Here is a 24,144-nt window from a genome sequence, read left to right on the forward strand (position 1 = left end):
GTAATTAGCGTCAGTATCACTGCGTCTTTGGAGCGTGAGAGACCGTGGCCGGAACGGCTGACTTCGACCTGTACCGCCCGTCCGAGGAGCACGACATGCTCCGCGACGCCGTCCGCTCGCTGGTCGAGGCGAAGATCGCGCCGTTCGCCGCCGCGGTGGACGAGGAGGCCCGCTTCCCGCAGGAGGCCCTCGACGCCCTGGTCGCCAACGACCTGCACGCGGTCCACGTACCCGAGGAGTACGGCGGCGCCGGCGCCGACGCGCTCGCCACGGTCATCGTGATCGAGGAGGTGGCCCGCGCCTGCGTCTCCTCCTCCCTGATCCCCGCCGTGAACAAGCTCGGCTCCCTCCCGGTGATCCTCTCCGGCGGCGAGGAGCTGAAGAAGAAGTACCTGACCCCGCTCGCCAAGGGCGACGCGATGTTCTCGTACTGCCTCTCCGAGCCGGAGGCGGGCTCGGACGCGGCCGGCATGAAGACCAAGGCCGTCCGCGACGGCGACCACTGGATCCTCAACGGCGTGAAGCGCTGGATCACCAACGCGGGCGTGAGCGACTACTACACGGTCATGGCCGTGACGGACCCCTCGAAGCGCTCCAAGGGCATCTCCGCCTTCGTCGTCGAGAAGTCCGACCCGGGCGTCTCCTTCGGCGCCCCGGAGAAGAAGCTCGGCATCAAGGGCTCCCCGACCCGCGAGGTCTACTTCGACAACGTCCGCATCCCCGCCGACCGCATGATCGGCGAGGAGGGCACGGGCTTCGCGACCGCCATGAAGACCCTGGACCACACCCGCATCACCATCGCCGCCCAGGCCCTCGGCGTCGCCCAGGGCGCCCTCGACTACGCCAAGGGCTACGTCCAGGAGCGCAAGCAGTTCGGCAAGCCGATCGCCGACTTCCAGGGCATCCAGTTCATGCTCGCCGACATGGCCATGAAGATCGCCGCCGCCCGCGCCCTGACGTACCAGGCCGCGGCCGCCTCGGAGCGCGGCGACAGCGACCTCACCTTCCAGGGCGCGGCCGCCAAGTGCTTCGCCTCGGACGTTGCCATGGAGGTCACCACGGACGCGGTCCAGCTCCTCGGCGGCTACGGCTACACGCGGGACTACCCGGTGGAGCGGATGATGCGCGATGCGAAAATCACACAAATCTACGAAGGGACGAACCAGGTCCAGCGGATCGTCATGGCGAGGAACCTTCCCTAGTAGGTTTTTGCAGGTCAGAGGCTGTTTCCGTTCCTGGGCGTCATGCTGGGGGAATCCTGGGCAGATGCCGGGCTGAAAACAGCCACTGACCTGTACAAACAACACAGCCCCCGGCGCGACGCCGGGGGCTGTTGTCGTACGCGTATCAGGCGGCCTCTGATGCCTCCGTCGGGTCGTCGGTGCCGGGCGTCAACATCGTTGCGATGGCGGCTCGGCCGCGCTGCTCGGCCCCTTCGAAGATGTAGTGGTAGTGCTCCCTCAGAACGTCTGTACTGCTGTGGCCCATCCAGTCGGCCACATCGTTCTCGGGGACTCCGGCGTACAGGTGACGTACTACCGTTACAAGCCCTCCGAGCCGTCGACGGAGGCCCTGCTTCATGCCTTCATGCCTTCATGCTGATACCTCTGTGGTCGGCCCAGGAGCGGGCTGCGTCGACCATGGATTTCAACCACGTCTCATCGGGCCGGCGTTCCGCCAGCGCCTCGTACAGTCGCAGGTCGGCGTCAGCGAAGGTATTCAGGCCCTCAGGGAGTGCCGTCTGCCACGCCGGGAGCCGCGCCGCCCACTCTTCGGCGCCTGCAGGGGTGTGTCCAGAGGCGATGAGCTGGACGACCCAGATCGCCGGGTCGATGAAGCCGGCGCCTCTCGTCGGCCAGGACCAGTCCACAGCCCAGGCGCGCTGGCCTGAAATGAGGAAGTTGCTGGGGTTGATGTCCGTGTACAGCAGGGTGTTCCCACGCAGTAGCTCAGGATGGTCGGTATAGCCGTCCCATCGTGTCTCGGCCCAGTCGCGGGCGACATCGGGGACCGTGAGGGCCCCGATGCGCTGGAGAGCTTCGGTTACAAGGGGCAGATCCGGTGAGTCCGGAGCGAAGTCGGACGGGCGGCCGTCGATCGCTTCGAAGCCCAGGACGAGCCACTCATCATCTTCGACGTCCCACAGCAGGCGCGGTGTGATGTCGTGGAGGAAGGGATTGATCTGCCGTTCTCTGATGAGAGAGTCACGTCGGCCGCCGGGCCGGTTGCGCATCGTTTTGACGAAGAACCTTCCCCTGCTGCCGTGGATGACGGCGGTGAGATCGGAGCTGAATCCCCCGGCTGTCCGCGTTACCTCGCTGACGGTGCCGGTGTGCTCTCGGATCAGGGGGAGGATGGCCGATTCGGGGGCTGTGCACATGGTGGGTCAATTCCTGGGGCCGCAGTTGCTGGGGGGTGTTCCAGGGCGGCACTCGTCGGAGTCCTGGGGTGAGCAGGGCCGGGGCTGGCGGTCGGGTCCGCAAGAGCTGTTGGGACCGCAACTGCTGTCGGGCTGGCACCTCTTGTCCGGGCCGCATTTGTTGTCCGGAGCGAGCTTGTCGCGCGCCGCGCGGATGGTCGCGTTGGCGTGTGCCATCGCGGGACCGCCGAGAATAGCGGTCAAGGGCGTGTCCTGGACGTTGCCCACGCCCATCCATGTCGAGAACACACACGGCGAGACCTCGCCGTCAGGACCGATGGATGCACGTCCGTCTCCGCACCGCCCGCACAGGCCGTCCGTGCACGGCTGCTGCCCGCCCGCCGCGCGGCCGAACGGCCGGACATGGTCCACGCCAATGTCCTGGACACCGAGGTTGCGCAGGTCGGTCTTCGCGGACTTGCCGGTGTCGGAGGCTTCGAAGACGATCACGGACGCACGCAGAGGGATGCCGTACTCCACCGCCCGCTTGATGTTCGCTCGGGTCCGGGCGTGACTGGGACGCCTGGTGACGGCGTTGTGTCGGTCTTCTCCGCCGTAGTACGACGTGGCCAGGCTGACACCCTGCCGCCGAAGTAACTGCCACCAGTCGGCGTTGACGTGGACGAGGTTGCTGTAGACCTCGACCCTCAGGCCGAGAGTCAGCGCGTGCTCGATCAGGCTCGGTGCGTCGGGGTGCATGGTCACCTCCCCTCCGGTGAACTGCACATGGGGAATGCCGGCCGCGGCGATGTCGTCCAGGACGCGCGTCCAGTCCTCGGCGGTCATGGTGCCGTGTGCGCCGGCCGGGCTGGAACCGTTGTGGCAGTGGCTGCACTGGAGCTGACATTTCCGGGTGAGGTCCAGCCACACGAAGCCGGTCGTCCGGGCGGCCTCGATGACCGGTGTCTCCACGATGACGGTCATTCGCTTCCCTCTCGTTGGTCGCTTCCGATGGGAGGTGATGCGTCGTGCAATCGCCTTGCAGGGCTCGCTCTGGTGGCACTCGGGCTGTCCTGGACCTTCTCCTCCAGGGCAAGCAGTCCCCTTGCCCGGAGTCGAACCGAAGAGAGGGGTGGGAGCCCGCTCTGCCGGGGCTGTCGATGAGTTTTTGGAGAGCCATCGACTGTCGTCCGACAGAGCGGGGGCTATCAGGCTGGCCGCGCGTCGAGCTGCCGGGTGTAGGCGTTGACGTACTGGCGCGACCAGTTGCAGCAGTCTGCGCAGGCGAAGGCTGGCGCACGCTTGCCGTTCACCTCGATCGGGCCTATGAACGTCACGAGCTGGTCTGTCCTGCGACAGAGCCAGCAGAGTCCCTGTGCCCAGATCTTCTTGAGGGTCACTTCTCTGCCTTCTTGACCAAGGCGTAGTCCTCGTAGATGCGCTTGAAGCGCTCGTGGCCGGTCTCCTTGGTGTGCTCGGCCATCCAGTCCACTACGGCCTGCTCTCCGCCCAGCTCGGGACACTTCACCCCGCAGTCCTTGTCTCCGACATCAGTCACACACTCGGCTTGCCAGGTCTGCTCTCCATCGGGGTCCGGCCTGGCCACATAGTCCACGTAGCGCAGTACCGATCTCACTTCTCCGTGTGTCCTTGCTTCTCGTAGACCGACAGCAGACCTTCAGCGCGTACGGCCAGCTCCCGCATGAAGGAGAAGCACTCATAGGCCGGCGTCTTGTCCGTAGGCCGCCGAGACAGGTCAAGCAGGTGGTAGCAAGCCCTGTAGTGGGCCCTGACTGTCTCGTCCTGGTCCGCCCTGAGGTCTTCCGCCAGGAGCATGGACAGGTGACCGATGAGGAACCCTGTCCGCGCGTCGATCTGCTCGCGCGTCGACGTGTCCAGTCGCATCGCCAATGAGGCGTCAACCGAGTCCCTGACGGTCTCAACGTCGACGGGCAAGCGATCTGCTTCGGCTTCGCTGATCACGCTCTCTTCAGTCACGCCCACCACCACGCTTCTCCCTCCCCTGCCCTTGCCTTCCGACGCTCAGTCAACGGCGGCTGAGGTATCCGGGACAGGTGGAAAAGGGGAGAACGTCCTCGCGTGGCACAGCTGATTTTTACCTTCGTTCGCGTCTGCGGCGTCGCTCAGAGCTACCGTGGAGGGATGCCACAGGCGAACCGGACGCTTGCAGCCCGGATGGAAGAACTCGGCCTCAAGCAGGCCGAATTAGCACGTCTGGTCACTGCTGAGATCGGCACTCTGACCGGGAAGCCGGGCAACGTCACCGACGCGGATGTACGCAGGTGGCTACGCGGCGAGACCAAGTGGCCGCAGGACCGCATCAGGCTGTGTCTGGAGAGGGTTCTATCCGCCAGCTCCGAGGATCTAGGGTTCGTGCCCCGCAAGAAGCACACTGCGCCCCCGGAGGAAGATCCCATGCGTCGTCGCACGCTCCTCAACGCTGCGGGTGGGGTAGCCCTGGCCGTGGGGACCTCGGGCGCCGGCGACTCCGGACGACTCGGCATCAGTGATGTCCAGCGCTTCCATCAGGAGTACGTGGACATCCTTCGGGACGACGACGCGGGCCGGGGCTCGAAGAAGGTGGAGAACCTTGCGGTCGAGCTGGCTTCTCGAATCGAGTCTTCTCTAGCGCAGTCCCCGGCCTCAACTCGTGTACAGAACATGCTTCACCGGCTCGCCGCGGAGGTCATCAGCTCCGCGGCCTTCGCTTCGCTCGACGCCAGGGCGCCACAGCGGGCTCGTGCCCATCTCGACAAGGCCCTGACCTTCGCTGGCCTGTCTCGGGACAGTGAGGCGACGTTTCACGTCTGGAACCACATGTTCCTGACCTCCAGCATGCGGGAGAACCACCCTGAAGCAGTGGCCGGTGCGGAGGTGATGAAGCGGTCTTCGATCGCACGCCGGGACCCCCTGTACGCCTCCCTTGGCCACGTACGCAACGCCAACGGACTAGCGCGCATGCCGGCGCGGCGATCCGACGCCCTACGAGCCCTCAGCGATGCTGAACGCGCCTTTGCGCGGGCCTCCGACCAACAGCGCCCCGAGTGGGTGAGGTTCTACGACAGCAGCGAGTTCGACGCCCTGTCCTCGTTCGTATGGTCGGCCCTGGGCGACCACGGCAGGGCCGAATACTGCCTGCACCGCACTCTCGCCTCCATCCCGGATGACATGATCCGTAATCGGGCCCTGTACACGGCGCACCTGTCCCTTGCCCAGGCCAGGCAAGGGGAGTGCGAGCTTGCCACCGCGACCAGCCGTCAGGCGCACCTGATGCTGCCCTCCGGATCACGTCGCACGGTCAATACCCTGGCTGCCACACGCAATGTGCTCGTAGCCTCGGGTTCGAATGCTCCCGAAGTTGCAGAGTGGATTGAGGAGTCTACTGCATGGATCTGAAGCATTACACGCATGCCGACGCGCGGGACGTGCGTTCTCTGCTTTTGGACATCCACGACGAGGCATACGCTGACACTTCGGACCAATTCCACTCGCGTGAGCGCTTTTCCTGTTACGTCGACCTCTGGTCTTCACGAGAAGACTGGCGATGCATTTCAGGCTGGGAGGAAGGTGGCCCAGTCGGCTATACATACGGCTCAATGTTCAAGCCTGGCGGCTGGTGGAAGGGTCACCGGCGCCCATCGGACCTCAAAGGCTCTGTATTTGCCTTGTCTGAACTCATGGTCGTACCGAAATGGCGTGGAACAGGGCGTGCAGCGATAATTCACGACGCGCTGCTCAAAGAAGTTGAGGCCGCCATGGTCTCACTTCTGGTAGAAACCGCCCGTCCCAGAGTTCAGGCGCTGTATGAGCGGTGGAATTACGTCAAAGTGGGCGAGACGGAGCCCAATGAAGACACTCCAACGTACTCAGTCATGGTTCGGAAGCTGTAACCGACTACCTACACTATAGACGTCTGTGTCATTTCAGGCGTTTCGGGACGAGAATCCAAGCTGTGCTCTGTTCACGTCCCGTACTTGGCCCACCATTCGGTGAATGGTTCCGCGTGCGCGAGTGCTGCGTCACGGTACCGCGTGAATTCCTCCGTTCGTTCTGGCGGCAGCACTTCCAAACCCAGGTACTTCCCGCTTCCGTCGTAATTCATCACGGCCACGGATTCGGAGTCGAAGAACCAGAAATCCGGAACGTCCTCCAAAGGGTTGGGTTTTTCGGTGATGTCGAGGATGAAGAACTCTTCGCCCCCGCTCACGTTCTTGTGGTAGCCCCAGCCGAGTTCGAACCGAAGGTAGTCCGTGAGTGGGCGGGACAGGATATGGACCCGGTATACCCGCTTCCCTTTCACGGTGTGCGAGCGTAGTTCTTCGACCCAGCCCGCGTTGTAGCCATCCGGCTGTGGCTCCCCGGCCAGAAATGCCTGATAGGCGTCGACGCTCCCGGACTTGCTGTAGTCGTCCAGAGTCTCCAGCCGGAATGCCTCGCGTTCGAACGCGTCGAAGAGGTCGCCGAGGGTCCTAGATGAGGTTGTCACGGATGGCCTTCTGGATCAGTTCCATCGGGATCTCGACCAGGGCTTCGTGCGCGGGAATCTGAAGCCCGTGATCGGTCGGCGTCTCGCCCTGTACCAGGAAGGTGCCGCGATCCGTCGCGTAGATCGTCGGGCAGTCCTTGATGTCGCACGTGCTGACCAGCTTGGTGACCTTCATGGTCTGGGTTCCCCTCTCCCGTGCTGCTGCCAGTACCCCGCATCTGGGTTGATGCTCCCGAGGGCTGGGCGCACTGGTCAAGCGATCACGGTTGACGGAACGGGAAACCGCGTAACCTGCGCCGGGCCTGCTCGTATAGCGCGCGACTGGCGGAGGTGCCTCCAGCGCGCCTCCTGCCTGCGCAGACTGCTGACGATCATGGGGAAATGCTGGGGACACCCCCTCTGGGAGGGGTCTTCGTGCAGGTCAGGGCCGTATGACCTGTAAAGCACGCAGATATACGAGGGCACGAACCAGGTCCAGCGGATCGTGATGGCGCGCAACCTGCCGTAACGGTTGGTGAGCTGATGACTGAGGGGCGCCAGTTCCGGGCGCCCCTCAGTGCATTAACGCTGGGCGCCCTTCCGGCAGGCGGTCATGGCGTGCTCGTGCTTCACACCCAGGGCCTTCAGATTGTGAAGGCAGACTTCGAGTGAGGTCTGCGAGCCCTCGCCGCGGTCAGCCCTGGTGCATTCCGCGGCGGCCTTGCCGCCCACGGGCACGTTGTAGCCCTTGCTCCGCAGGTACTGCTGGCAGTCCCAGGAGAACGCCTGCGCGGGGCCCGCCGTGAGCAGGGGCAGAGAGCCGACGCAAAGGGCGCCGATTACTCCCACCGCGGCGCGCTTGGTCCACGGAAGGCGCCTCTTGTTGATGACCGACGATTCCACGATGTTCTTTCCTTTCGTCTCGTCTCAGGGCGCGTGGCCGACTTGCAACCTGATGGCAGCCTGAGCCGAGTTTCCCCGTTTTCGTAGCGGCCGGATTATGTGATTCCGGCTGCGGTCGGGATGGTCGGCGGCCACGGTACATGGTCGTGAATCGGCCAGCCAGCCTGCCCCAGCCGACTGAACTCCCCATCACCGAACCGGCGTTGGGACTTCACCATTGCTTCACATGTCCCCCTGAACCAGGGCGTGCAGATGCTGGTCATGCCACCCGTCCGCATGCAGCAGAGCGCCGCGCATCGTGCCCTCGAAGGCGTATCCGGCCTTCTCCGCGACCCGGCAGGACGCCGGGTTGGCCACCGAGTGGCACAGCCGCAGCCGGTGCAGCCCGAGGTCGTCCAGCGCCCAGCGGCTGAGCCGCCTGGTCGCCTCGACCACCACGCCCCCGCCGCGTGCCGCGGGCAGCACCCAGTAGACGATCTCGGCGCTGCCGCCCACCAGATCGACGTCGTTCCAGCCGATCAGCCCGACGGCCTCACCGCCGTCCTGCCCGGCGACGGCCCAGACGGCGCCCTGCTCGGCCCGCCAGCGCTCGTGCATGCGCTCGATCCTCTGGCGCGCGTCCTCCGGTGACTCCACCACCAGGAGGTTCCACTGCCGGATCGCCGGATCCTGGCCGGCGGCCACCAGGGCGCCGGCGTCGGCCGGGCGCCAGGGGCGCAGCTCCAGGCCCCGGGGCAGGGGAAGCACCGGCTGGTCGCTGCGGGCCATGTGCCCCGCGGGGACGACGGCCGGTATGGGTGCGTTGTGGATCATCGCGGCATCGTGTCACGGCGCCGGATCCGGCGGAACTCGATATCGACGCCATGCCGTGCCGTGCCATGAGCCTGAGGCCGTGCCATGTCATAAGCCGGAGGCCGTAACTCCAATGGCCCTGCCTCGGCACCCTGGGTGGCCTGCCGGGGACTCTGCGTCGTGTGGCAACTGGTGGGAATTGTTCGGGTCCGCCCGATGGCGCGGGGCGGCGGGCGGGCGTAGGACGGAAGGGCACGGGGCCCGCCCCGGGCTCCCGCCCCCCAGGAGGAGCCATGACCCAGCCCGGAACCATGACCGCCATGACCAAGCAGATGCAGGACTGCGTCGAGGCCTGCATGAGCTGCCACGGCATCTGCGAGGAGACCATGAGCTCCTGCATGCAGATGGGCGGCCAGGCCCAGATGCAGATCATGCGCGCGCTCATGGACTGCTCCGAGACGACCCGCATGTGCGCCGACATGATGATGCGGCGCTCGCCGATGTCGCCCGAGATGTGCGCGATGTGCGCCAAAGCCTGCGACATGTGCGCCGAGGCGTGTATGTCCATGCCCGACGACCCCCAGATGATGCGCTGTGCCGAGGCGTGTCGCCGCTGTGCGGAGATGTGCCGGGCGATGGCGGGCGCCAAGATGTGACCCCCGCCTGAACGCAGTCGAGGGCACCCTGCCGGGTGCCCTCGAACGGTGGTGCGTGGTGGTCAGTTGCCGGAGACCGTGACCGCCTGGTCGTTCTTCAGCTCGTCCACCAGCGTCTTCACCTTCGCCTTGTCCCAGACGAGGTTGCCGCCGGTGGAGCCGGAGATCGGCATGTTCATGGACTTGCCGTCGCCGCTGCTGACGCCCTTCATCGCCCAGAACATGGAGGCCAGGTCCCACAGGGACATGTCCTTGTCGACGATCAGGGAGTCCAGCCCCGCGCCCATGGTCGGGTAGAACTTGAACGGGTTGAGGACGGTCGACGGCGTGGCCACCTGGTGGGCCAGGGCCGCCAGGAACTTCTGCTGGTTCTTGGTGCGCTGGAGGTCGGAGGCCGCGAAGGCGTGCCGGGTGCGGACGAAGGCCAGGGCCTGCTCGCCGTTCAGCGTCTGCTTGCCCGCCTTGAAGTCCGCGCCCGAGTACTTGTCCTTGAAGGCCTGGTCGATGGTGATGTCGACGCCGCCCACCGCGTCCACGATCTTCGCGAAGCCCTGGAAGCCGATCTCGCAGTAGTGGTCGATGTGCAGTCCGGTGTTGTACTCGATCGTGCGGACCAGCAGGGTCGGGCCGTCGAACGCGTACGCCGCGTTCAGCTTGTTCTGGCCCATGGCGGGACGGATCTTGCCCGACGTCGAACCGCGGAAGGTCGGAATCGTCACATTCGAGTCGCGGGGCAGCGAGATCAGTGTGTCGCCGTTGTCCCCGACGTGCAGGATCATCATCGAGTCCGTGCGCTTTCCGGGCGCGCCTCCGGTGTGCAGCTTCTTCTCGTCCGCCTTGGACATGCCCTCACGGCTGTCCGAGCCGACGATCAGGTAGTTCGTGCCCGAGCCGGACTCCGGCCGGTCGATGACCTTCGACAGGTCGACCTCGCGGCGCAGCTTGGAGTCGGCCCAGAAGTACGTCGCCACCGAGGTGACGATCAGCACGGTGGCCAGCGTGAGCGCGGTCCACTTGATCCGGCGCCGCCAGTTCGGGGCGGAGCGGGGGCCGCGGGCAGGCCCTCCCTGCGGGCCGCCGGGCCCGCCCGAGCCGCCGCCCGGCGCGCCGTACACCTGGCCCGTGTTGTAGCCACTGTCGTAGTCGCCGTAGCCGGCGCCCTCGTCGTATCCCTGGCCGTCGGTGTACGACGGCTGCTGCGGGACCCCGGCGCCGTACGGCGGTGCCGACGGGCCGGGGGTGCCGTACGCGGGCTGCCCGGGCGGTACCGCCGGGCCGCGCCGCACCTGACGCATCACGCGGGCACCTTCCGGCTGCGCGCCGCCACTGCCGCGTCCGTAGCGCGGACCGCGGTTGTCGTCGGACCATCCCTCGGGCCAGTCATTCATGCGCCCCAGTGTGCAGGGCGGCGCCGTGTGCCTTACAAGGGGTGTCGGAAAATCAGAGCGGCGCTGTTGCGAAGCTGACACAAATTCCGCGAATGTCGCTTCGGCATAAGGTGGAGGTCATGACAGACCAGGCCCCGGACGCGGATCCGGACATCGCGGGCAAGCCGACGTCCGCCTCCCGCACCACCCTCAGCCACATCATGACCCACAACGACACCAACCTGCTGGGCACGGTGCACGGCGGTGTGATCATGAAGCTGGTGGACGACGCGGCGGGCGCGGTGGCCGGCCGGCACTCCGGCGGTCCCGCGGTCACCGCGTCCATGGACGAGATGGCCTTCCTGGAACCGGTCCGCGTGGGTGATCTGGTCCATGTGAAGGCCCAGGTCAACTGGACCGGCCGGACCTCGATGGAGGTCGGCGTCCGGGTTCTGGCCGAGCGCTGGAACGAGTCGACCCCGGCGACCCAGGTCGGCTCGGCCTATCTGGTCTTCGCGGCCGTGGACGCCGACGGCAAGCCGCGCCGGGTGCCCCCGGTGGTCCCGGAGACCGAGCGCGACCGCCGCCGCTGCCAGGAGGCCCAGATCCGCCGCACCCACCGCCTGGCCCGCCGCCGGGCCATCCGCGAGCTGCGCGAGAAGCGGGCGGCTGAGGGCTTCGAGGACTAGAGGAGCAGCAGGAGAAGGATGTGCCCTTCGTGATCCCGGGGGTCGGCCAAGCCGGGTGAGTGCGCATACGGTGCCCGGTTCCCGGTTGTGCCTACGCCCCGCCCGAGCACACCACCTCGTTGCCGCGCACCACGTTCTGCTCCGGCTTGCCCGGGTCCTCGAGCTCCACCTTGCGCACCTTGCCGGCGTCCTTGAAGTCCACGCCGACGGTCACCCTCAGCATCGGACCCATGCCCGGTACCGGGCGCAGCTCGCTGCCGGGCAGGGCCGCGACCAGGGAGCGGGCGGAGCGGTCCCAGTGCGGGTCGTAGGAGATCACCGTGCGCCTGACGTCGTGGACGGCCGCGGTGACCGGCTGGTGGGTGGTGGCGAAACCGGCCGTCGCGAGTGCCGCGTCGAGCCGCTTGGCCAGTCCGGCCGTAGCGGTGCCGTTCTCCAGCTGGACCCGGATCTGCCGTGGGTCGACCTCCACCGGCACCGGCCTCGGCGCGGCGGCGCGGTGCGGGCGGTCCGCGGTGAGCGGCTGGTCGTCGCGCAGGGCCTGGAAGAGCTTGCCGGCCGCCACCGGGTCCCATTTCAGGGTGGAGCCGACGCCCTTGACCTGGTAGTTCATCTGCCCGATGGGCACGGTGGTGAACTCGGAGGAGGACGGGGAGAAGTTCCGCATCGCCCGGCCGAGGTCGAGCAGCTCGTCCGTGCCGAAGCCCTCGTCCGCCCGCACCGAGCCGAGCACCGCCCGGGTCACGTCCCTGAACCGCATCGGGTTCAGCAGCACCCCGGAGGAGCTGGCCTGCTCGATCAGCGCGGCCAGGAACCGCTGCTGTCGTTTCATCCGGCCCAGGTCGCTGGCCCCGTCGAGGTGCCGGGCGCGCACGTACTGCAGTGCCTGGCCGCCGCCCAGGAGGTGGGTGCCGGCCGCGAGGTCGAGGCCGGTGTATGCGTCCTTCAGCGGTGTCGCCGTACAGACCTGGACCCCGCCGAGGACGTCCACGGTCTTCATGAAACTGGTGAAGTCGACCTCCAGATAGTGGTCGATCTTCACATGGGTCATGGCCTCGACCGTGCCGACGGTCAGCTGGGGGCCGCCCTCGGCGTACGCCGCGTTCAGCCTGATGGGGTGCGGGCCGTGCCGCTGCCCGGTGGCCGCGTCGACGCGCGCGGGCACCTCGGCGTAGGAGTCGCGGGGCAGGCTCACCACGGTCGCCCGCTCCCGGTCGTCCGAGATGTGCACGATCATGATCGTGTCGGTGCAGTGGCAGGGCTGGCCGCCCAGCCGGTACGCGCGCCGCTGCGCCTCGCTGATCTTGTCGCGGCCGTCGGTGCCGACCAGCAGGACGTTCATGCCGTGCCCCGCGCGGGGCCGGTTCTTCATGTCCTTGAAGGCGTCGACCCGGGCGATGCCGGCGTCCAGGCTGGTGACGACCGCGTGGCCGATGCCGGCGGAGGCGAGCACCACCACGGACAGCGTGGTCACCGCCCGCATGGCCCAGCGCGGCCGCCGGGGCCGCACGGCCCGTTCGGGTGGCCTGGGCACACGGCGGGGCGGCTGCGGTCGGCGCTGCGGCCGGGCAGGGGACCGTGGCGGGCTGGGCAAAGGACACCTCCGGACGACGGCCGTACGTGGGATCCGTGAGCACCGTAGGCCGATACGATCCTCAGCCCGCCTCTCAGCCCCGGCGGCGCGCACCGGTGTCCCCCGTTCGCGGTAACGTGAGCGTCCTATGAACGCCAAGCCCGACGTGCGCCTCCCCGCCGTTTCTGTGATCATGCCGGTCCTCAACGAGGAGCGGCATCTGCGCGGGGCCGTCCAAGCGATCCTCGCGCAGGAGTACGCCGGCGAGATGGAGGTCGTGATCGCCCTCGGTCCGTCCACGGACCGCACGGACGAGATCGCCGCTCAGCTCGTGGCCGACGACGCGCGTGTACACACCGTCCCGAACCCGACCGGCCGCACCCCTGCCGCGCTGAACGCGGCGATCAAGGCCTCCCGGCACCCGATCGTGGTGCGCGTCGACGGCCACGGCATGCTCTCGCCGAACTACATCGCCACCGCCGTACGGCTCCTGGAGGAGACCGGCGCGCAGAACGTCGGCGGCATCATGCACGCCGAGGGCGAGAACGACTGGGAGCACGCGGTCGCCGCCGCGATGACCTCGAAGATCGGTGTCGGCAACGCGGCCTTCCACACGGGTGGCGAGGCCGGGCCCGCCGAGACCGTCTACCTCGGGGTGTTCCGCCGCGAGGCCCTGGAGCAGCAGGGCGGCTACAACGAGGAGTTCATCCGCGCCCAGGACTGGGAGCTGAACTTCCGGATCCGTGAGGCGGGTGGCCTGATCTGGTTCTCGCCCGAGCTGAGGGTGTCGTACCGGCCGCGGCCGAGCGTGAAGGCGCTCGCCAAGCAGTACAAGGACTACGGCCGCTGGCGCCACGTCGTCGCCCGCTACCACGAGGGCTCCATCAACCTGCGCTACCTCGCCCCGCCGACGGCGGTGTGCGCGATCGCCGTGGGTACCGTGGTGGGCGCGGCCCTCACGCCCTGGGGCTTCGTGATCCCGGGCGGCTACCTGGCGGCGATCGTGGCGGGCTCGGTGCCGGCCGGCCGGGGACTGCCCCTGAAGGCCCGGCTGCAGATTCCGGTGGCCCTGGCCACCATGCACATGACGTGGGGCTGGGGGTTCCTGACGAGCCCGAAGTCCCTGGCGAAGCGAGTCATCGCCTCGCGCCGGCCGGCGGTGCTGAGCACCCGCTGAGCACGGTGCGCAAAGCCGAGGGGCTCGCCGTCCTTGACGGCGAGCCCCTCGGCTTTGCATACGGCAGGTCTACCACTGATAGGGCTTGTACACGTCCATGCACTGGGAGGAGTCCGAGCCGTTGATGGCGTCGGAGCCGCTGGGCAGGTCGCCGGCCTTCGGGGCTTTCTGCTTGGGGTAGGCCGTACCCGTGCGCCAGTCCGCGCCGACGACGACCGTGACCCCCGACACGTCGGTCGACCGCTTCACCGCGCTCATCGGGATCCCCAGCGCCTTGGCGACGGCCTGGGCGTCACCCTCCAGCTCGGCGCTCGGATACTGCACCACCGTCTCGTCCGCGGGCTTCGCCGCGCCCGAGGTGTCGGCCGCCGCCCTGCTGTAGCCCTGCTGCCCGAGCACCTCGGTGATCGTCCGCGCCCGGTTCGGAACCGGGGCCTCGGTGGAGGTCTGGGTGGCGTTCTGCACCAGTACCCCGAGCCGGCCCGGGTCGACGGACGGCGTCTTGGCCTTGGACTTGCTCGCGACCTGCTTCGCGCCCGACGTCTTGCCGTTCTTGTCGAAGGGCACGTCGTCGCGGAGCATCTCCCACAGCCTGTCGGCGTTGGCCTTGTCCGGCACGACGTGCTCGGAGTTCAGCGAGTCCTTGACGTTGGGCATCGTCACCGACGTGATGCGGTCCGACGGCACCGACTTGAGCTCCATGCCCAGGTCGTACAGCTTCTTGACCGTGCCGATCTCCTCGGACACCTGCAGGGACTTGGTGGCCGCCTCGGCCAGGTCCATCAGCCGGCCGGTGTCGCTGAAGACGCTCTGCGACTTCAGCGTCCGGATCATCGAGTTCAGGTACATGTGCTGGGCGCGGGCGCGCATCAGGTCACTGCCCCAGGCGTGCCGCGTCCGCAGCCACTGGAGCGCCTGCACGTCATCGACCTTGTGCTTCCCGGCCTTCATCTTCAGCCCGGAGCCGCCGCGCTGGGCCGGCGTGGAGTGGTCCCAGACGTTCTGGTTCACACAGACCTCGACGCCGCCGATGGCGTGCGCCATGCTCACCACGCCCGCGAAGTCGATCGTCATCCAGTGGTCGATGTAGACCCCGGTGAGGTTCTCCCAGGTGGCCAGCGTGCAGCCGGCCCCGCCCCGGGCCAGGGAGGTGTTGATGATGTCGTTCGTGGCCGCGTAGACCTTGCCGGTCCGGGGGTCCTTGCACTGGGGTATGGCGACCCGGGTGTCACGCGGGATGCTCACCATGGCGGCGCTCTTGCGGTCGGCCGAGAGGTGGATGAGCATCTGCACGTCGCCGAGCGGCGGGTTGCCGCGGCTGTCCTTGCTGCCGCCGAGCTTCACGTTCTCGTCGGAGTTACGGCTGTCGGAGCCGATCAGCAGGATGTTCAAAGGCGTCTGTCCGGCCGCGTTCGCCGGTGTCCTGTGCGCCTTGGAGTCGTCGCCGCTGCTGCGCTCGCCCTTGCGGATATTGCCGTTGAGGTGCTCGTAGTACAGGTAGCCGGCTCCCGCCGTGCCGAGTATGACCACCGCCAGCACGGTCGCCGACCAGCGCAGAGCGCGCCGTCGGCGCCGCCGTCCGTCGGTCTTCGAGCCGCCCTTGCGCCGCCCGCCGCCGTTCCGGCCGGACCCGTCCGACGCGTTCGAGGCCTGCGGTGCGAGCGACATCGTGTCGTCGACCGCAGGAGCCTCCCCCCGCACATCGCTCTGCGCCAAACTTCCTGCCCTCCCCACCCTTGCGCCACGAGCGGGTCCGTCCCGCCCCCAGTTAGACGCACGACGGACCCGAAGGGTTACCTATGAGGCGCACTTCGCCTTGTCTGCCGTGGACTTCTCGACGTCCGGCGCTTTCTTCGGAGCGGTGAGGGAGACCCCCGCACCCTTGAAATCCTTGCCCAGGGTCAGCGTCATCGCCGGCAGTCCCTGGGAGTTGGTCACGCTCTTGCCCGGCTTCAGCGCGGTTCCGGGCAGTCCCATCAGGGAGGCCAGCTCGCGCGCCTGGGCGGCCTGGTCGGGCGCGTACTCCAGCGTGGTCTTGCTCAGTTCCGCCGGCGCGTTGCCGTCGTTCTCGGACTTGAGCACCCCTTCCTGGGTCTGCAGCCAGTTGAGGGTCTCCTGCGCGCTGCCCGCGTCGGCGCCGCCGTTGAGGATCCGCACCCGTACCTCGGAGGGCTGGGACTTGGTGCCCTTCAGCCGGGCCGCCGCCGCGTCCTTGGCCGCCTTCTGCTTCTTCTTCACCTCGGTGAAGGAGACGTCGTTCCTGATGGCGTCGAAGACCGGGGGGGCCGCCGCCTGGTCGACGACGACGGTCGCGTGGACCTTCTCGGCGGGGTTGTCCTGCACCGGCAGGGTGACGAAGGAGATGTTCTTCGGCGGCACCTTCTTCAGCTCCAGCGCCATGTCCTTGAGGGTGGAGACGTGGCCGATGCCGGTGTCCACGGTCAGCGCCTTGGTGGCGGCCTCCGCCAGCTTGATCAGCTTGGTGGGGTCGGTGAGGGTGTCGCTGGAGGACATCTTGCGCATCAGGGAGCCCATGAACTGCTGCTGCACCTTGATGCGGTCGAGGTCGCCCTGGTTGCCCCAGCTGTGCCGGGTGCGCACGAACGCCAGTGCCTGCTCGCCCTCGACCTTGGACGGGCCGGCGGGCAGCTTCAGATGCGACTCCTTGTCGTTCACGGCGTGCGCGAGGCAGACGTCGACGCCGCCCACGGCCGTCGTCAGCGTCTTGACCGCGTTGAAGTCCACCATCATGAAGTGGTCCGGCTCGATGCCCGTGACCGCCTTCACGGTCCGCATGGTGCACCCCGGGTCCCGGCCGTCCTGGCCGAGGCTGGTGTTGAAGCGGACGTTCTCGGTGCCGGGGATGACCTTCTCGGTGTCGTCGGCCTGCTTGGTCTCGCAGTCCGGCACGTTGACCATCAGGTCACGCGGGATGCTGAGCGCGGTCGCGTTCGTCCGGTCCTTCGCCACGTGCAGCAGGATGTTGGTGTCGGCGTGCCCGACGCTGCCCTTGTCGCCGTAGCCCTCGTTGCCCTGGCCGGTCCGCTTGTCGGTGCCGATGACCAGGATGTTGAAGGCCTCGTCCTTGCTGAAGCCCTTCTTGCCCGCGCTGCCGACGTCCGTCGTGGTGACGTTGCCCTCGAGGTGCTTGAGATAGAGGTAGCCGGCCGTGCCGACGGCGACCAGCACCAGCGCCATGCTGCCGCCGGTCCACGCCAGCACCTTCTTGGCCTTCGACTTCTTCTTCACCGGCCGCCGGTTGCGCCGCCCCGGCGGCGGCTCGGGCTCGGCACCCCGGCGCCGGCGCTGCGGCGGCACGTCCGCGCCGCGCGCCTGCCGCGTCTCGCGCGTCCGGCCCGGCGCCGCGTCGCGCCGGCCGCGTGCCGCGCCGCCGCGGTCCCCGTTCGGTCTGCGGGGGCCGGGCACCGACGACTGCGGTGCGGAAGGGCTCAGTCGCAGTTCGTATTCGCCGGTGTTCGGATTGAGTACCCACTGGTCTGCGGGGTCGATGTTGTCCGCCCGCCCACGGCCTTGCGCGTCCACGGTTGTCCGAATCCTCCGTCGGGGCCACGCGGCGCCTTCCCCCTCAAAGGCGCTCGGGTCTCGGTGAATCGGTGCACGACCCCAGGACGGACCTCGTGGCCGGGTGCACCGGATCGCTCACACTATCCGCCCAGTTCAGCGTCGAGCGACGCCGGTGACAAATTCCACCTGCCTACACCTGGGCAATCCCCCTCATTTTCCTGAACTGAAGTTCGCCGGCTTGGTACGTGCATTACTCACAGGTGTGTTCGGCGGCCGTGTTGCCGCGGAACGTGGGGGCGGGGGAGGGGCCGTCCGTGCGGTCCTCCTCCGGGGCCTGCCCGGGGGCTTCCTGCCCGTCGCCCTGCGCCACCGCCACCGGCTGGTCCGTCCGCAGCCGCGCGAACAGCTTCTCGGCCTGCGGCTCCACGAGTTGGTCGCGATTGGCGTCGTAGACGTACGACTCCCGCGGCACCGTCAGGAACTGCACATGTTCGGTGGGGATGTCACGCAGCCCGCGCACCAACTGGTACAAACCGCGCAGACTTGCCAGTTCCGGATCGGCGGTGAGCGAGGAGGTCGCCGCGTCCAGCACCGGATACAGCTTCACCGGGTTCAGCAGGACGTCGTTGCTCTGCACCTTGTCGACCAGCGCGCCGAGGAAGCGCTGCTGCCGCTCCATCCGCTCGGTGTCGCTGCCGTCGCCGAGCGACTTGCGGGCGCGCACGTACCCGAGCGCCTGCTCCCCGTCGAGCGTCACCTTGCCCGCGGGCAACTTCAACTTGGCGGCCTTGTCGTCGATGGGGTCCTTCAGGCACACCTGCACCCCGTCGACGGCGTCCACCATCTCCTTGAACCCGCTGAAGTCGATCACCACGTGATGGTCGATCCGGATGTCCGTCAGCTTCTCGACGGTACGGATGGTGCAGGCCGAACCGCCCACCTGGAAGGCGTGGTTGAACATCGCGAACACCGGCTCGCTGCGGCTGCCGTCCGCCCGCCGGCAGCCCGGGATGTCCACCATCAGGTCCCGGGGCAGCGAGACGGCGGTGGCGCTGTGCCGGTCGGCGGCCAGGTGCAGCAGGATCGTGGTGTCGGACCGCTCGCTGCCCAGGTCCCGGCCGTACTTCCCGTTGCCGTCCCCGGCCCGGGTGTCGGACCCGATCAGCAGGATGTTCTGCGCGCCCCGCACCAGCGCGGTGGGCCGCTCCCGCTCGTAGCGGGCGAGTTCGGCGGCGGCCGCGTCATCCGGGGTGATGTTGGCACTGAGCTTCGCGTACACGGCCCAGCCGCCCCCGGCCGCCGCCACGACCAGCGCGGCCACCGCCAGCGCCGTACCCCTGGCCCACCGCCGCCGACGCCGCCGCACGAGCCCGCCCCCGCCGGCCGAGGAGCCGGGCCCGGGCCCGAGGACCCGCCGAACGGTGCCGGTCACGGTGCGGGCCCCCTCATGCCGTACGAGCGTCATGTGCTGCTCTTACGACGATGGCGGGGGAGGAGGAGTGATGGCGCCCTGGGCTACTCCAAGTGGGGGACGGGTAGTACCGCCAGGGGCGCGGGGCTGTGTCGATATGCGGCTCCGCCGCGTGGGCGCGATCACCCCCCCACGCACCCGCACCGCCGTACAGCCGAGGCACCCCCTCTCAGCGGCGCACAGCACTCACCCTCTCGCTCTCGATCCGCTGGGCGAGACTCTCCTCATCCAGCCGGTCGAGATTCCTGCACAACACCACGGACCCCCCGACGGCCAACGGCGCGTACAACCCCGCGCTGAGCCCTTCCCACGTGTCGTACGACAACCCCGACAGCAGCCGAGACCCAGGCCCTGTCAGATCCAGCGACGGCGCATCGCCCAACGCCCGCTCGACCACTTCCGCCCCGCTGAACTCGGCCCCCGCCACGATCAAGGCCGGCTCCTCCGGATCAACCGGCGCGAACGGCGCGAACCGGTCCCCCTGCCCCGGCACTTCCACGGCGTAGTCGACAAACCCGGCCGGGGTCTGCGGAAACCGCCCACCCAGCGGCCGCAGGGCCAACGCCATCCGTTCACCGGTGCACGCCCGCGCCACGTCCAGCGAGTCGGGCCCGCTCACGACGACGTCGGCGGACGCCGGGTCCCCGCCCACATCCGCCACCGCGCCCACCGACGCGCACGCGAGCAGCCACACGGCCGTCTGCCAGTGCGCGGGCAGCAGCAGCGCGACCCGGTCGCCGGGGCCGGCGGACAGATCGCCCTGAAGGAGGTTCGCGGTCTTGGCCACCCAATTGGCGAAGGTGGCCACGGACAGTTCGACGCGTTCGCCCGTGGCGTCGTCGTAGAAGGTCACCAGGGGGCGGCCGGGGTCCGCGGCGAGCGCGGAACGCAGCAGGTCGGCAGGGGTGCGATCGGTGGCGTTCACCCGCGCAAGAGTACGCCGGGGCGCCCTCGTCCACTCCGTGACGGTGCCACCGGTTCGGCGGAACGGCTCCCGATGGCCCGTCAGTTCACCGATGGACAGATTTGTATGACTATGTCCATGATCATGAGCATGCGTGGATTCCTCACTTCCTCGATCGGTGCCACCTCGCTCGGCGTCACCTGTGCGGCCGCCCTCGCACTCCCGTCGGTGCTGCCCGCGGCCGCCGCTTCCGTGCGAGCGGAACGGACGGCCGCCACGGGCCGGGTGGCCAAGGACGCGGTCCCGGGCAGCACCCAGTCGCTGCCCCTCGTGCCCCTCACCCGCGAGCGCGTCCTCGGCACGGCCCCCGAGCAGGGCCTGTACCGCGTCGACGTACGGCACTTCTCGCTGGTCGGCGTGGTCTGGGACGACCCGGACACCGAGCTGAAGGGCCGGGTCCAGATCCGCAACCGGTCCGCGGCGACGGGGCAGTGGTCCGGCTGGCAGGACGTCGAGACGCACAACGAGGACCACGGCGCCGACCCGGGCACGGCCGAGCGGGCCCCGGGCCGGGTGCACGGGGCCACCGCACCGCTGTGGGTGGACGACTCGGACGGCGTGGACGTACGGGTGCTCGCCGGCTCCGGGACGAGCGCGGCGCCCGGAGCCCCGGACCGCCGTACCGGCGACCCGACCCCGCTGCCGTCGGGGCTGCGCCTGGAACTCGTCGACCCCGGGGACGAGCCACCGGCCCAGGGCCCGCCGGCCGACGTGTCCGGCACCGCCGCCCTGACGGAGGCGACGGCCGCCGCCTACGCGGCCAACGCCGACCTCGTGCCCGCCGGCGCTCTGGAGATCCCCGAGCTGAGCCGGGAGGACACCGAGCAGGAACTGATCCGCCTCGAAGGGGGCGTTGAAGCCGAAGGGAGCGTTGCAGGGGACGCCGTGCGCGCGAAGCCCTACATCGGACCGCGCCCGCGGATCGTGACGCGCCGTGGCTGGGGCGCGGACGAGTCCCTGCGCGGAGGCGGATTCGTCTACACGAAGAAGATCAAGGCGGCCTTCGTGCACCACACGGTCTCGGGCAACAAGTACAGGTGCTCGCAGGCCGCCTCCGTCGTCCGCGGTATCTACCGCTACCACGTCAAGAGCATGGGCTGGCGGGACGTCGGCTACAACTTCCTCGTCGACAAGTGCGGAACCATCTACGAGGGCCGGGCCGGGGGCGTGGCGAAGCCGGTGAAGGGCGCCCACACCCTCGGGTTCAACAGCAACAGCATGGGCATCGCCGTGATCGGCACCTACGGCTCGGCCAAGCCGTCCGGCGCCGCGGTGAAGGCCGTCGCCCGGCTCGCCGCGTGGAAGCTCGGGCTCTATGGGGCCAATCCGCGCGGAAAGACATATCTGAAGTCAGGTGGTGGCAATCTGTACCCCAAGGGGAAGAACGTACGACTGAACGTGATCTCCGGCCATCGGGACGGGTTCGCCACCTCGTGCCCGGGCAAGCGGCTCTACGCCAAGCTCGGCACGGCCCGTTCCAGCGCGGCGCGCTATCAGGGGCGCTGAGGGCAGGGATCGCGTTCACCGCCGTCGGGGGACGGGTGGGGGAGGCTCGCGGGGCGGCGGGGGACGGCGGGGGACGGTGGGGAAAACCGGACGCCGGTCTCGCGGGACACCGCGCGGCCATCGAGGGCACCGTCGCACGGTCTGCATACACTGGCCGGCCGAAACGAGTAGTTCGACCGGTCCCGGCAGGAAGCAGAGACGACAGGTGACAGAAGCGATCCTCCTGGTCGGCGGCAAAGGCACCCGCCTGCGTCCGCTCACGGTGCACACGCCCAAGCCCATGGTCCGGGCGGCCGGGGTGCCGTTCCTCACGCACCAGCTGGCGAGGGCGAGAGCGGCGGGCGTGGAGCACATCGTCCTCGCGACGAGCTACCTGGCCGAGGTCTTCGAGCCCTGCTTCGGCGACGGTGCCTCCCTCGGCCTGCACATCGAGTACGTGACGGAGGAGGAGCCCCTCGGTACCGGCGGCGCCATCCGCAACGTGGCCTCCCGCCTGCACTCCGGCCCCGACGACCCGGTACTGATCTTCAACGGCGACATCCTGACGGGCCTGGACATCAGGCGGCTCGTGCACACCCACGAGTCGACGGGCGCGGACGTCTCCCTGCACCTCACCAAGGTGACGGACCCGCGCGCGTACGGCCTGGTCCCCACCGACGAGACGGGCCGCGTCCTCGCCTTCCTGGAGAAGCCGCAGACGCCGGAGGAGATCGTCACCGACCAGATCAACGCGGGGGCGTACGTCTTCCGCCGCTCGGTCATCGACACGATCCCGGCGGGCCGCCCGGTCTCGGTGGAGCGCGAAACCTTCCCGGACCTCCTCTCCGCCGGGGCCCATCTCCAGGGCATGGTCGACTCGACGTACTGGCTGGACCTGGGCACCCCCGCGGCCTTCGTCCGCGGCTCCGCCGACCTGGTGCTCGGCCGCGCCCCCTCCCCGGCCGTCCCGGGCCGCTGCGGTGACCGCCTGATCCTGCCGACGGCCAGTGTCGCGCCGGACGCGAAGCTGACGGGCGGCACGGTGGTCGGCGAGGGCGCGTTCGTCGCCGAGGGGGCGCGGGTCTTCGGCTCGACGATCCTGCCCGGCGCGGTCATCGAGCCCGGCGCCGTCATCACGGACTCCCTCATCGGCACCCGCGCCCGCGTCGGCGAACGCTCCGTCCTCACGGGCACGGTGATCGGCGACGGTGCGGTGGTCGGTCCCGACAACGAACTGCGCGAAGGCGCACGCGTGTGGTGCGACGCCCGCATCCCGGCGGGTGCGGTCCGCTTCTCTTCCGACCGGTAGTCGTGCGGCTGGGGTGGGGTGCTGTCCTCGGGGGCTGCGCCCCCGCCCCCCGGGGCCGTCCCTCGGCCGCGGGTCCGCGGGGGCTGGTCGCGCAGTTCCCCGCGCCCCTTTGGGGCGCGCTCAGCTGAGGGCAGTCGTGCCGCTGGGGCGGCGCCCACCCCGCAGCGGTCGTCGTAGCTGCGGGCAGTCGTGCCTCCCCCAGTGCCTTAAGGGCCTGGGGGACCCCCAGGGCGGCACGGGTGGGCGCAGCGGCACCCCGCAAGCGCGGGCAAGTGATACCCGCCCCACCCCCACCCCCGGCCGCCGCACAGCGCACCTCACAGCAACCCGATGTCCACCCGAGGCATCTTCGGTGCCCTCCGCGCAGGCACGTTCCCGCTCAGCAGGATCAACCGAGCCGCCCGATGCCGCTGCCCCGCGTACGGCTCCAGCAAGCGCAGCATCTCCGCATCGTCCGCATGACGATCCCCGGCCAGCGCCCACCCCACGATCCCGGGCAGATGCAGGTCCCCGACCGTCACCGCGTCCGCCGCCCCATGGCTGCGCTGCACCACCTCCGCCGACGTCCACGGCCCGATCCCCGGCACGACCTCCAACCGCGCCTGAGCCTCGACCGCCGGCATCCCCACCGCCTGCTCCAGCCGCGCAGCAACCCGCACGGCCCGCAGAATCGTCGAGGCCCGCTTGTCGTCGACCCCGGCCCGATGCCACTCCCAGGAGGGAATCAGCGCCCAGGTCCGCGGCGCGGGCATCACCCACATCGACCGCTCGCCCACCCCCGCGGGTCCCGGCGCCGGCTCCCCGAACCTCCGCACCAGCAGCCGCCACGCCCGGTACGCCTCGTCGGTCGTGACCTTCTGCTCCAGCACCGACGGGATCAACGACTCCAGCACCAGCCCGGTCCGGGTCAGCCTGAGCCCCGGCCTCCGGTGCCGCGCCAGCGCCACCACCCGGTGCCGGGGCACGAACGCGTCCGGCTCATCGGCGCCGCCGAGCAGCTCCGGCACCTGCTCCAGCAGCCACTCGGCCCCGGGCCCCCACGCCTGTGCGCACAGCTCACCGCCGGACCCGTACACCCGCAGCGTCCCGGGCCCGGCGGGCGTCCGGGCGGCCCGCCACACCGAACCGTCGCGCGTCGCCCGGAACGTCGGGTCCGCGGGCCCGCGCCGCAGCGGACCCAGCACCAGCCCGAGGTCGAGCGGCCCGTCCGGCACCCACCGCCGGACCCGGGCCGGAGCGGCGGCCTGTCGCGGCACCCCGGCGGGCACGGCGACCTCGCCACCGCGCACGGTCGTACGCGTGGGCCGAGGAGCGAAACGTCCTGCCACGAGATGAGGTCCTAGGGGTGCCGGTGCTGCGGGGGCTGTCCTATGAGACTAGGCGAGACC

The 24,144-nt window shown here is 69.1% G+C and carries 25 protein-coding genes; 8 read left to right on the top strand and 17 right to left on the bottom strand.

Annotated elements, in window-relative coordinates; translation table 11 throughout:
• Positions 1-44 precede the first annotated feature (44 nt).
• Positions 45-1,202, top strand: coding sequence for an acyl-CoA dehydrogenase (locus AQI88_RS22360; protein WP_107118625.1), 1,158 nt, complete (start codon positions 45-47; stop codon positions 1,200-1,202).
• 145 nt (positions 1,203-1,347) lie between these two features.
• Here AQI88_RS22360 and AQI88_RS46015 read toward each other — a convergent pair whose 3' ends face one another.
• From AQI88_RS46015 to AQI88_RS22385, 6 genes are all read right to left on the bottom strand, one after another.
• The gene (locus tag AQI88_RS46015) at positions 1,348-1,581 is read right to left on the bottom strand and encodes a hypothetical protein (protein ID WP_159050376.1); all 234 of its coding nucleotides are present in this window, start codon (positions 1,579-1,581) and stop codon (positions 1,348-1,350) included.
• Positions 1,582-1,585: 4 nt separating this feature from the next.
• Positions 1,586-2,380, bottom strand: coding sequence for a protein kinase family protein (locus tag AQI88_RS22365; protein ID WP_067002240.1), 795 nt, complete (start codon positions 2,378-2,380; stop codon positions 1,586-1,588).
• Between the two features lie 6 nt (positions 2,381-2,386).
• Positions 2,387-3,343: a radical SAM/SPASM domain-containing protein gene (locus AQI88_RS22370; protein WP_067002242.1), complete on the bottom strand. Its 957-nt coding sequence runs from the start codon at positions 3,341-3,343 to the stop codon at positions 2,387-2,389.
• Positions 3,344-3,567: 224 nt separating this feature from the next.
• On the bottom strand, positions 3,568-3,759 hold the full coding sequence (locus AQI88_RS22375) for a hypothetical protein (RefSeq protein ID WP_067002244.1): 192 nt from the start codon (positions 3,757-3,759) through the stop codon (positions 3,568-3,570).
• Positions 3,756-3,995, bottom strand: a complete 240-nt coding sequence (locus AQI88_RS22380) for a DUF7848 domain-containing protein (RefSeq protein WP_067002246.1) — start codon at positions 3,993-3,995, stop codon at positions 3,756-3,758. Before AQI88_RS22380 ends, AQI88_RS22375 begins: the two co-directional genes overlap by 4 nt.
• Entirely contained in the window at positions 3,992-4,357 is a 366-nt protein-coding gene (locus tag AQI88_RS22385; protein WP_079057726.1) for a hypothetical protein, read from the bottom strand. The genes AQI88_RS22380 and AQI88_RS22385 overlap by 4 nt, the downstream gene beginning before the upstream one ends.
• Before the next feature lie 102 nt (positions 4,358-4,459).
• Between AQI88_RS22385 and AQI88_RS47845 the strand changes: the two genes are divergently transcribed.
• Both AQI88_RS47845 and AQI88_RS43370 read left to right on the top strand, forming a co-directional pair.
• Entirely contained in the window at positions 4,460-5,776 is a 1,317-nt protein-coding gene (locus AQI88_RS47845; RefSeq protein WP_244184257.1) for an NsdA family TPR-like regulatory protein, read from the top strand.
• Positions 5,767-6,270 (top strand): GNAT family N-acetyltransferase, encoded by a 504-nt coding sequence (locus AQI88_RS43370; protein WP_079057721.1) that lies wholly within the window; start codon positions 5,767-5,769, stop codon positions 6,268-6,270. Before AQI88_RS47845 ends, AQI88_RS43370 begins: the two co-directional genes overlap by 10 nt.
• A gap of 71 nt (positions 6,271-6,341) precedes the next feature.
• Here AQI88_RS43370 and AQI88_RS22395 read toward each other — a convergent pair whose 3' ends face one another.
• From AQI88_RS22395 to AQI88_RS22410, 4 genes are all read right to left on the bottom strand, one after another.
• Positions 6,342-6,866, bottom strand: coding sequence for a DUF6879 family protein (locus AQI88_RS22395; RefSeq protein ID WP_067002248.1), 525 nt, complete (start codon positions 6,864-6,866; stop codon positions 6,342-6,344).
• Positions 6,850-7,041 (bottom strand): hypothetical protein, encoded by a 192-nt coding sequence (locus tag AQI88_RS22400; RefSeq protein ID WP_067002250.1) that lies wholly within the window; start codon positions 7,039-7,041, stop codon positions 6,850-6,852. Before AQI88_RS22400 ends, AQI88_RS22395 begins: the two co-directional genes overlap by 17 nt.
• Before the next feature lie 386 nt (positions 7,042-7,427).
• Positions 7,428-7,748, bottom strand: coding sequence for a hypothetical protein (locus AQI88_RS22405; protein ID WP_067002251.1), 321 nt, complete (start codon positions 7,746-7,748; stop codon positions 7,428-7,430).
• 222 nt (positions 7,749-7,970) lie between these two features.
• A complete protein-coding gene (locus AQI88_RS22410; protein ID WP_067002253.1) occupies positions 7,971-8,561 on the bottom strand; it encodes a GNAT family N-acetyltransferase in 591 nt (196 codons plus the stop codon).
• A 272-nt stretch (positions 8,562-8,833) separates the two neighbouring features.
• On the opposite strand from AQI88_RS22410, the gene AQI88_RS22415 reads away from it, so the two are divergent.
• Positions 8,834-9,196 (top strand): four-helix bundle copper-binding protein, encoded by a 363-nt coding sequence (locus AQI88_RS22415; protein WP_067002254.1) that lies wholly within the window; start codon positions 8,834-8,836, stop codon positions 9,194-9,196.
• 62 nt (positions 9,197-9,258) lie between these two features.
• Here AQI88_RS22415 and AQI88_RS22420 read toward each other — a convergent pair whose 3' ends face one another.
• Positions 9,259-10,584, bottom strand: a complete 1,326-nt coding sequence (locus tag AQI88_RS22420) for an LCP family protein (RefSeq protein ID WP_208615862.1) — start codon at positions 10,582-10,584, stop codon at positions 9,259-9,261.
• Between the two features lie 92 nt (positions 10,585-10,676).
• On the opposite strand from AQI88_RS22420, the gene AQI88_RS22425 reads away from it, so the two are divergent.
• Positions 10,677-11,252 carry an acyl-CoA thioesterase gene (locus tag AQI88_RS22425; protein ID WP_079057722.1) on the top strand — a complete coding sequence of 192 codons (576 nt, stop codon included), beginning with the start codon at positions 10,677-10,679 and terminating at the stop codon, positions 11,250-11,252.
• Positions 11,253-11,343: 91 nt separating this feature from the next.
• Here the strand turns inward: AQI88_RS22425 and AQI88_RS22430 are convergent, their stop codons facing one another.
• On the bottom strand, positions 11,344-12,846 hold the full coding sequence (locus AQI88_RS22430; protein ID WP_449657831.1) for an LCP family protein: 1,503 nt from the start codon (positions 12,844-12,846) through the stop codon (positions 11,344-11,346).
• A gap of 127 nt (positions 12,847-12,973) precedes the next feature.
• Here AQI88_RS22430 and AQI88_RS22435 point away from each other — a divergent pair, with 127 nt between their 5' ends.
• Positions 12,974-14,002 (top strand): glycosyltransferase family 2 protein, encoded by a 1,029-nt coding sequence (locus AQI88_RS22435; protein WP_067002259.1) that lies wholly within the window; start codon positions 12,974-12,976, stop codon positions 14,000-14,002.
• Positions 14,003-14,071: 69 nt separating this feature from the next.
• Here AQI88_RS22435 and AQI88_RS22440 read toward each other — a convergent pair whose 3' ends face one another.
• The 4 genes from AQI88_RS22440 to AQI88_RS22455 form a co-directional block, all read right to left on the bottom strand.
• Complete coding sequence (locus tag AQI88_RS22440; protein WP_067002346.1) at positions 14,072-15,670, bottom strand: LCP family protein; 1,599 nt, start codon at positions 15,668-15,670, stop codon at positions 14,072-14,074.
• 129 nt (positions 15,671-15,799) lie between these two features.
• Positions 15,800-17,545 carry an LCP family protein gene (locus AQI88_RS22445; RefSeq protein WP_067002261.1) on the bottom strand — a complete coding sequence of 582 codons (1,746 nt, stop codon included), beginning with the start codon at positions 17,543-17,545 and terminating at the stop codon, positions 15,800-15,802.
• A gap of 232 nt (positions 17,546-17,777) precedes the next feature.
• The gene (locus AQI88_RS22450) at positions 17,778-18,959 is read right to left on the bottom strand and encodes an LCP family protein (protein ID WP_067002263.1); all 1,182 of its coding nucleotides are present in this window, start codon (positions 18,957-18,959) and stop codon (positions 17,778-17,780) included.
• 208 nt (positions 18,960-19,167) lie between these two features.
• Positions 19,168-19,923 (bottom strand): TIGR03089 family protein, encoded by a 756-nt coding sequence (locus AQI88_RS22455; RefSeq protein WP_067002265.1) that lies wholly within the window; start codon positions 19,921-19,923, stop codon positions 19,168-19,170.
• A gap of 129 nt (positions 19,924-20,052) precedes the next feature.
• On the opposite strand from AQI88_RS22455, the gene AQI88_RS22460 reads away from it, so the two are divergent.
• Both AQI88_RS22460 and manB read left to right on the top strand, forming a co-directional pair.
• Complete coding sequence (locus AQI88_RS22460) at positions 20,053-21,468, top strand: peptidoglycan recognition protein family protein (RefSeq protein ID WP_244184258.1); 1,416 nt, start codon at positions 20,053-20,055, stop codon at positions 21,466-21,468.
• A gap of 205 nt (positions 21,469-21,673) precedes the next feature.
• Positions 21,674-22,756 (top strand): mannose-1-phosphate guanylyltransferase, encoded by a 1,083-nt coding sequence (manB, locus tag AQI88_RS22465; protein ID WP_067002269.1) that lies wholly within the window; start codon positions 21,674-21,676, stop codon positions 22,754-22,756.
• A gap of 317 nt (positions 22,757-23,073) precedes the next feature.
• Here the strand turns inward: manB and AQI88_RS22470 are convergent, their stop codons facing one another.
• Positions 23,074-24,084, bottom strand: a complete 1,011-nt coding sequence (locus AQI88_RS22470) for a DNA-3-methyladenine glycosylase family protein (RefSeq protein ID WP_208615864.1) — start codon at positions 24,082-24,084, stop codon at positions 23,074-23,076.
• Between the last annotated feature and the right edge of the window lie 60 nt (positions 24,085-24,144).

It is taken from the genome of Streptomyces cellostaticus, assembly GCF_001513965.1.
Classification (GTDB): Bacteria; Actinomycetota; Actinomycetes; order Streptomycetales; family Streptomycetaceae; genus Streptomyces; species Streptomyces cellostaticus.

Bases quoted from the DNA above. Each gene is read 5' to 3' on its own strand.
- AQI88_RS46015 (WP_159050376.1), bottom strand. From the start codon at position 1,581: ATGAAGCAGGGCCTCCGTCGACGGCTCGGAGGGCTTGTAACGGTAGTA.
- AQI88_RS22370 (WP_067002242.1), bottom strand. From the start codon at position 3,343: ATGACCGTCATCGTGGAGACACCGGTCATCGAGGCCGCCCGGACGACC.
- AQI88_RS22440 (WP_067002346.1), bottom strand. From the start codon at position 15,670: ATGTCGCTCGCACCGCAGGCCTCGAACGCGTCGGACGGGTCCGGCCGG.
- AQI88_RS22425 (WP_079057722.1), top strand. From the start codon at position 10,677: ATGTCGCTTCGGCATAAGGTGGAGGTCATGACAGACCAGGCCCCGGAC.
- AQI88_RS22435 (WP_067002259.1), top strand. From the start codon at position 12,974: ATGAACGCCAAGCCCGACGTGCGCCTCCCCGCCGTTTCTGTGATCATG.
- AQI88_RS22415 (WP_067002254.1), top strand. From the start codon at position 8,834: ATGACCCAGCCCGGAACCATGACCGCCATGACCAAGCAGATGCAGGAC.
- AQI88_RS22365 (WP_067002240.1), bottom strand. From the start codon at position 2,380: ATGTGCACAGCCCCCGAATCGGCCATCCTCCCCCTGATCCGAGAGCAC.
- AQI88_RS22400 (WP_067002250.1), bottom strand. From the start codon at position 7,041: ATGAAGGTCACCAAGCTGGTCAGCACGTGCGACATCAAGGACTGCCCG.
- AQI88_RS43370 (WP_079057721.1), top strand. From the start codon at position 5,767: ATGGATCTGAAGCATTACACGCATGCCGACGCGCGGGACGTGCGTTCT.
- AQI88_RS22410 (WP_067002253.1), bottom strand. From the start codon at position 8,561: ATGATCCACAACGCACCCATACCGGCCGTCGTCCCCGCGGGGCACATG.
- AQI88_RS22460 (WP_244184258.1), top strand. From the start codon at position 20,053: ATGCGTGGATTCCTCACTTCCTCGATCGGTGCCACCTCGCTCGGCGTC.
- AQI88_RS22420 (WP_208615862.1), bottom strand. From the start codon at position 10,584: ATGAATGACTGGCCCGAGGGATGGTCCGACGACAACCGCGGTCCGCGC.